Below are 5,763 nucleotides of genomic sequence, written 5' to 3'. Positions count from 1 at the left end.
GATGGAGGTGCATTATAAATGCTTGTAATTGACCGGTTTGAGGGTGATATGGCGGTAATTGAGTATAACGGCAAGACTTTTGATCTGCCGCGGAGTCTTTTGCCGGAAGAGGCTAAAGAAGGAGACGTGCTTAAAATATCGATAGAGATTGATAAAGAGGAAACGGAAAAGCGCCGGAAGAAAATCGAAAAACTTATGGATGAGTTGTTTGATTAACCGCCGGCTATGTAAGTGTATATTTAGATTACACCACAAAATGAGAGGTTTCAAAACGTGGAGAAAATTTTAAGTGCTTTTGAAGGCTATCTTCGGGGAGAAAAAGATTTTGAAAACATATTTTAGCGACTCGCTAACAGCAGAATATGTACTTGTATTACAGACAGCGGGTAGATCGCAGGTGGGTTAAACAGCAATAACGAATGGGTAGACATAAAGCATATACCGTTCTCTTTACCTTGGCCAACTCCGTTTTACCGGACCCCTTCACGCCCGTTATATCGATTCGCAAATGTCACCACTCCTTCCAAAGATGTTCCACAAAAAAAGGACCGGTGCTTGGCCGGTTCTTGATGTTGTTATAAGCGCTCATCCAACTTAACAAAAACAAAAGCCCGACATCTCGTATCGGACATCGGGCTTTTATTTCTCGTTTCTACCGTTCGTTGACCGCTACTACTTGACCCTCCTCGAACCACTTAACGTCTGCGCCCAGGTTTTCGCTCACAAAGCGCAGGGGGACGACCGTCCGCCCCGGCGGGATTACCTCCGGAGGCACGTCGAGAATCACTTTCTGCTTGCCAACCTTTGCTTCGGAGCGGCCCAGGAACAAAGTCACCGTTTTTTCGCTGACCGGGTTCGTGATGACGACCACGCCGTTTTTGTAATCCACTTTCAGGTCCAGAGCCTCCGCGATCGCCCGGATCGGCACCAGGGTGCGGCCTTCCTTGATGAACGGCTCGGCATCAAAGTTAGGTTTCTTTCCTTTTACGAACACTTTGACACCTTTTTTGCCTGCTTTCTTGTAAAGTTTGCCGACTTTTTTGTAAAGGTCTTCATCTTTTGGTTCGGCAGAAATAGCTTTTTCCATCTCTTCTGCCGCTTCTTTTACTTGACCCAATTCCTCTTTTAAAATACCTTTATAAGCGTACACCGCTCCTGATACGGTTGTGGGCGATGCGAGCAGTTTTTCCAGTTCAGCCAGCGCACCTTCCCTATCGCCCTTAGCCTCCAGACACTGGGCTAGCAGCACTGCAATCTTGGCTGTCGGGTGCGTTAGCTTTCCTTCCAGTTCCTTCAGGACCGCGATGGCTTTGTCGTACTCCCCGACGTTGCGGTAGGCCACTGCCAGCCTCCAGAGAAGCTTCGGATCGCCGGGCGCCTTCGCAATGGTCTGCTCCAGTCTAGCGATGTACTTCTCAAGCCTCTTTATTTCTGACTTGTTCAGTTCCTCGTCTTCGATTCCCTCTCTGATTTTGTACTCAAGCTTCTGCATGACCTTGAGCCGGAACTCCTCCCCTGCGTTCTGCGTGCGCGTTCTAACATTGAATCTGTGCTGCTCTTTGTGCATGGGGTTGTCCAACGCATCAGCGCCAAACGCCGTCCCGCCGATGCTAAGCATAAAGGCAGCCAGGGTTACCAATGCAAGCAGCAAGCGAAGTTTCCTGCACACCGTTCATCCCTCCTGTAATAATCGTTTGCATGGAATACTCGTTTGCATACTCCAAAGAAAAACCTTCTCCGGAAAGACAGACCACCTCCTCCCTTCTGCTCGGCAGCCGGTTGCCGGGGAAAAGCAATACGCCTTTACCTCCCCAGTAGCCGGGTTGCCGTAACGGATCACCGTCCTAGGCCATATGGCTTTTCGCTCTCGGCTTTCGCCGGGTTTGCCTTTGGTGAGGAGTTTCTTTTATATAAAAATACGATGCGTCTTTCTTTTTTCTGGGGGTTAAAAATGTCAGCCACCGCAGTAGCGTCCGGTATAATGGTGTAAAAATATAGGGGTCTCAGGGTCATTGAAGCAGGAAAGGCCATCCTCCAGCGTCTTAACCGCCACCCATACCACCGACGATGTGATCAGAACCCTTGAAAAAGCGATGGACGAGGCGAAACGGCTGCGTGGACCTCTTTCAGTTTTTGTGTTCATGCTATTTATTGCATTAGCATACCAATCCCGAAATGCAACGTAATAGCCGCTTGAGGTAAGAGAAGAAGCCAAGCAACCCACGCTATCCGTCTATGAACTGCTAGCGCTCCGCCAAGAAGAAAGAGAGGCAACAACAAGCCGAGTAGCTTAAAAGCCGGGATTGGTAAAAGAGTGAGATACAAAGCGAAACCTAGAGATAAGACGCAGGCAGCAATCAAGTAAGCCGGGCGATATATAAAAATGCCAACGCCAGCCAAGATTAATGAGGCGATAATAGCCGGCCAACCCATTAAGATTTGTGCGATACCCACAAAACTCCCCCTAGTGACATCAATTAGGTTTGGGAGATTTTTTATTTCTTGTTTCTTTAGAAACAGCTGCTTACAAGTAATATTTCAACTAACCTTTTATCGGCACCTGCCAACTTGAAGTTATTTAGGTTTTTCAGTTTAGTCCATATGTAATTGGCATGCTCATTTAACTGTAAATTGCTATTAGTTCACCCTTCTTGCATTTATTAACATTGTGCTATCAATTAAAGCTGACCCCGTTAAAAGCAGTTATTTCAGATATGTACTGAGCCATAGTTTCGTTCACAAGCTTGTTTTTAGGTGAGTTATCCCAGGGTATACTGGTGATATCAAAAAGGGTTGAGATGTAAAGGGATGCATAGTCCAAGATAATAACAGGCATAGCACCGATAGCTGGGTGATAAGTAGCTTTGTAATGTTTAAGAGCTTCCATAGGAGATTTACCCTGCATATTTGAGCCGAAATGAGGTCTTTGATAATTATACTTACAGATCCAATTTTGAGCTAGAACGAGAAAAGATTTTAGAGAGGTATTAAGATTAAGATCAATAGCATAAAACTCCTCGTCATCAGTACGATGTGAACGTTCGACGTAGCTATTAACCATTGTTTGGCGTGGAGGGATATTAAGTAAAGAAACACCCAAACGATCAAATATGAGAGACTGCATAAGCTTACGCTTTCTAGAGTTGTAAGTTCCACCGAACTCCTGGCCATTATCAGTTTGGAAGAACAAGTGGTGATTAACGCCAAAAGCCCTAAGCCAAGCTTCAACTAAGAGCATAAAGGTAAGACCATTTTCAAAAGAGAGAGAATGAGCATAGGAAATAAACCTAAGTCTAGTTTTAACATCAATGGCAGTGAACTGATAGAGAGGCAATTTATTTTTAAACAAAGCAGCATAAGCCTCGCTGGGTAAAGCATTCTGATCGGCGATATGCTTAGTATCAAACTGGAAAAACTCCAGAGGTTTAAAAGAAGATAAATCAGCAGCATAATAACGGCGGCTACCATTTTTAGAGCGTTTTTTACGGCAACGGATGCCATGACGTCTTAAAATATTTCTAATGGTGTAAGGAGACAAAGAAATACCAAAAGAACGTTGAAGAGCGACGGCTAATCTATGAGGGCCTAAATTAGAAATTTGAGCGAGCCTTACTACTAATTGTTCTGTTTCGAGAGGAGTACGATTAGGCATAGGAGATTTAGGGCCACGTTTCAAGATACAAACTTGAAGATTACCGCCGGAATCTCGAAAACGACGTCTTAATTCATAAACCCATCTTACTGAGACACCCATAATCTCAGCAACTTTTTTAGGAGAATGCTTTTCCAGCAAAGAAATAACTGTTTGAACAGCAGCCTGGGGGTTTCCAGAACGCTTCAATTGGTGGTACAATGACATCAGGTGGGTCCTCCCTTCGAGGTGTTTTTGTTGTTGTACCACACCAATAATACCTCAGGGATACCCACCTTTTTCAATACCTTTTTCAACTTCTTAAACTTCTGTGAACGAAACTCTGGTCCATCTAGAAATTTTTTTTGTAAAAGGGTTGACAAGAAAATACTCAATGAATATAATAACTTATAAATTGGTGCAGCGTTGTACCTTATGTTAATACCGATTCTGCAGTAAAATTAATCTTGTATACTAGTTGTTTAGTAAGTCCGAAGATGGACAATGGCAAGGGCGCCTTTTCCGGGTTGTTTCTCACGCGGGAAAGGTGCCTTTCTTGTAGTAGTATACTGAGGGAGTAAGGGCGCTTCCGGCGGAGCAATGAAGCTCTGTTGAAGCGCCCTTTTCTTTTTCTAGACCCCAAAAACATGTTCAGGTAAGTAAGGTTTCGGTACGAATAGGCGCCGTTCGGACCGATAATATAATTATGGTTTCAAAAATACTCAAAGGGGGAAGCAAATTTGTTGGGGTACAGCTACGTTAAGGTGAAGTTTAAAAGATTAACTATCTTGCTAGGTTTAGCTCTTATCATTACCCTAGCTCTCGCAGGTTGCGGGGCTACAAAAACTGAAGAGAAAGCTCCTGCTACCAGTGAGGAGGAAACTCCTGTTACTGGTAATGAAGGTACGATTAAAGTAGGTATCCTGCATTCGCTAAGCGGGACCATGTCTATTAGCGAAACATCATTGCGTGATGCTGAGTTGATGGCTATTGAGGAAATTAACGCAGCCGGCGGTGTTTTAGGGCGGAAGATTGAACCCATAGTGGAGGATGGGGCTTCCGACTGGCCTACCTTTGCTGAAAAAGCCAAAAAATTGCTTGAACGGGATAAGGTTGCAACGATCTTCGGGTGTTGGACGTCGGCAAGCCGGAAAGCTGTACTTCCCGTAGTGGAGAAGTATAACGGTCTTTTATGGTACCCTGTGCAGTACGAGGGGCTGGAATCATCACCCAATATTTTCTATACAGGTGCGGCCCCAAATCAACAGATTGTTCCTGCTGTAGATTGGCTGTTGAAACAGGGTAAAAAGCGATTCTTCTTACTAGGTTCGGACTATGTCTTCCCAAGGACTGCTCATCAAATTATCAAAGCCCAACTCAAGGCCGAAGGTGGGATCGTAGTTGGCGAGGAGTACACGCCCTTAGGCCATACCGACTATAGCACGATAATTAACAAGATTAAGGCTGCAAAACCAGATGTAATCTTTAATACTCTCAATGGAGACAGCAATGTGGCTTTCTTCAAGCAACTCCAGGCTGCAGGTATTACGGCAGAGGATATTCCAACCATGTCGGTTAGTATCGCTGAAGAAGAGATAAGAGGTATTGGTGCCGAGTACATGAAAGGGCATTATGCTGTATGGAACTACTTCCAAACTACAGATACACCGGAAAATAGGGAGTTCGTGAAAAAGTACAAAGCCAAGTATGGAAAAGACCGGGTTACGGATGATCCGATTGAAGCAGCTTATTTCCAGGTATATCTGTGGGCTGAGGCGGTCAAGAAAGCCGGTTCCACTGATGTAGATAAAGTGCGTGAAGCCGCTAAAGGGCTTGAATTTAAGGCTCCAGAGGGATTAGTTCGTATTGATGGAGAGAATCAGCACACATGGAAAACAGTCCGTATAGGCCGGATTGATGCTAATGGACAGTTTGAAGAGGTATGGAGTTCTGGCGAGCCAGTTCGGCCCGATCCTTACCTGAAAAATTATGAATGGGCTAAAGAATTAAAACAAGGCAGATAAGCTTTTAGAAAAGAGACGCATCTATTTGGGCAGCCGGCAGTGCGAAAAGCTCTGCGGGCTGCCACATATCCCCTCAAGTTGCCATTATACTTGGCGAGAGAGCCTTTG

At 44.9% G+C, this 5,763-nt stretch carries 5 protein-coding genes and 1 riboswitch; of the genes, 2 read left to right on the top strand and 3 right to left on the bottom strand.

What is annotated here, in order from left to right:
* Positions 1-18 precede the first annotated feature (18 nt).
* On the top strand, positions 19-216 hold the full coding sequence (locus tag KKC1_RS15430) for a DUF3006 domain-containing protein (protein ID WP_088555308.1): 198 nt from the start codon (positions 19-21) through the stop codon (positions 214-216).
* Between the two features lie 436 nt (positions 217-652).
* Here the strand turns inward: KKC1_RS15430 and KKC1_RS15425 are convergent, their stop codons facing one another.
* The 3 genes from KKC1_RS15425 to KKC1_RS15415 form a co-directional block, all read right to left on the bottom strand.
* On the bottom strand, positions 653-1,669 hold the full coding sequence (locus KKC1_RS15425) for a stalk domain-containing protein (RefSeq protein WP_088555307.1): 1,017 nt from the start codon (positions 1,667-1,669) through the stop codon (positions 653-655).
* A gap of 141 nt (positions 1,670-1,810) precedes the next feature.
* Positions 1,811-1,898, bottom strand: a riboswitch (cyclic di-GMP riboswitch).
* A gap of 250 nt (positions 1,899-2,148) precedes the next feature.
* On the bottom strand, positions 2,149-2,454 hold the full coding sequence (locus KKC1_RS15420; protein WP_088555306.1) for a hypothetical protein: 306 nt from the start codon (positions 2,452-2,454) through the stop codon (positions 2,149-2,151).
* Positions 2,455-2,674: 220 nt separating this feature from the next.
* The gene (locus KKC1_RS15415; protein WP_088555305.1) at positions 2,675-3,859 is read right to left on the bottom strand and encodes an integrase core domain-containing protein; all 1,185 of its coding nucleotides are present in this window, start codon (positions 3,857-3,859) and stop codon (positions 2,675-2,677) included.
* Between the two features lie 536 nt (positions 3,860-4,395).
* Here KKC1_RS15415 and urtA point away from each other — a divergent pair.
* Entirely contained in the window at positions 4,396-5,655 is a 1,260-nt protein-coding gene (urtA, locus tag KKC1_RS15410; protein WP_088555335.1) for an urea ABC transporter substrate-binding protein, read from the top strand.
* Positions 5,656-5,763: the final 108 nt, after the last annotated feature.

It is taken from the genome of Calderihabitans maritimus (assembly GCF_002207765.1).
Lineage (GTDB): Bacteria > Bacillota > KKC1 > Calderihabitantales > Calderihabitantaceae > Calderihabitans > Calderihabitans maritimus.
This window is presented reverse-complemented; position numbering and strand designations above follow the sequence as displayed.

Coding starts and splice junctions, on each gene's coding strand:
- KKC1_RS15430 (WP_088555308.1), top strand. CDS start 19: ATGCTTGTAATTGACCGGTTTGAGGGTGATATGGCGGTAATTGAGTAT.
- KKC1_RS15415 (WP_088555305.1), bottom strand. CDS start 3,859: ATGTCATTGTACCACCAATTGAAGCGTTCTGGAAACCCCCAGGCTGCT.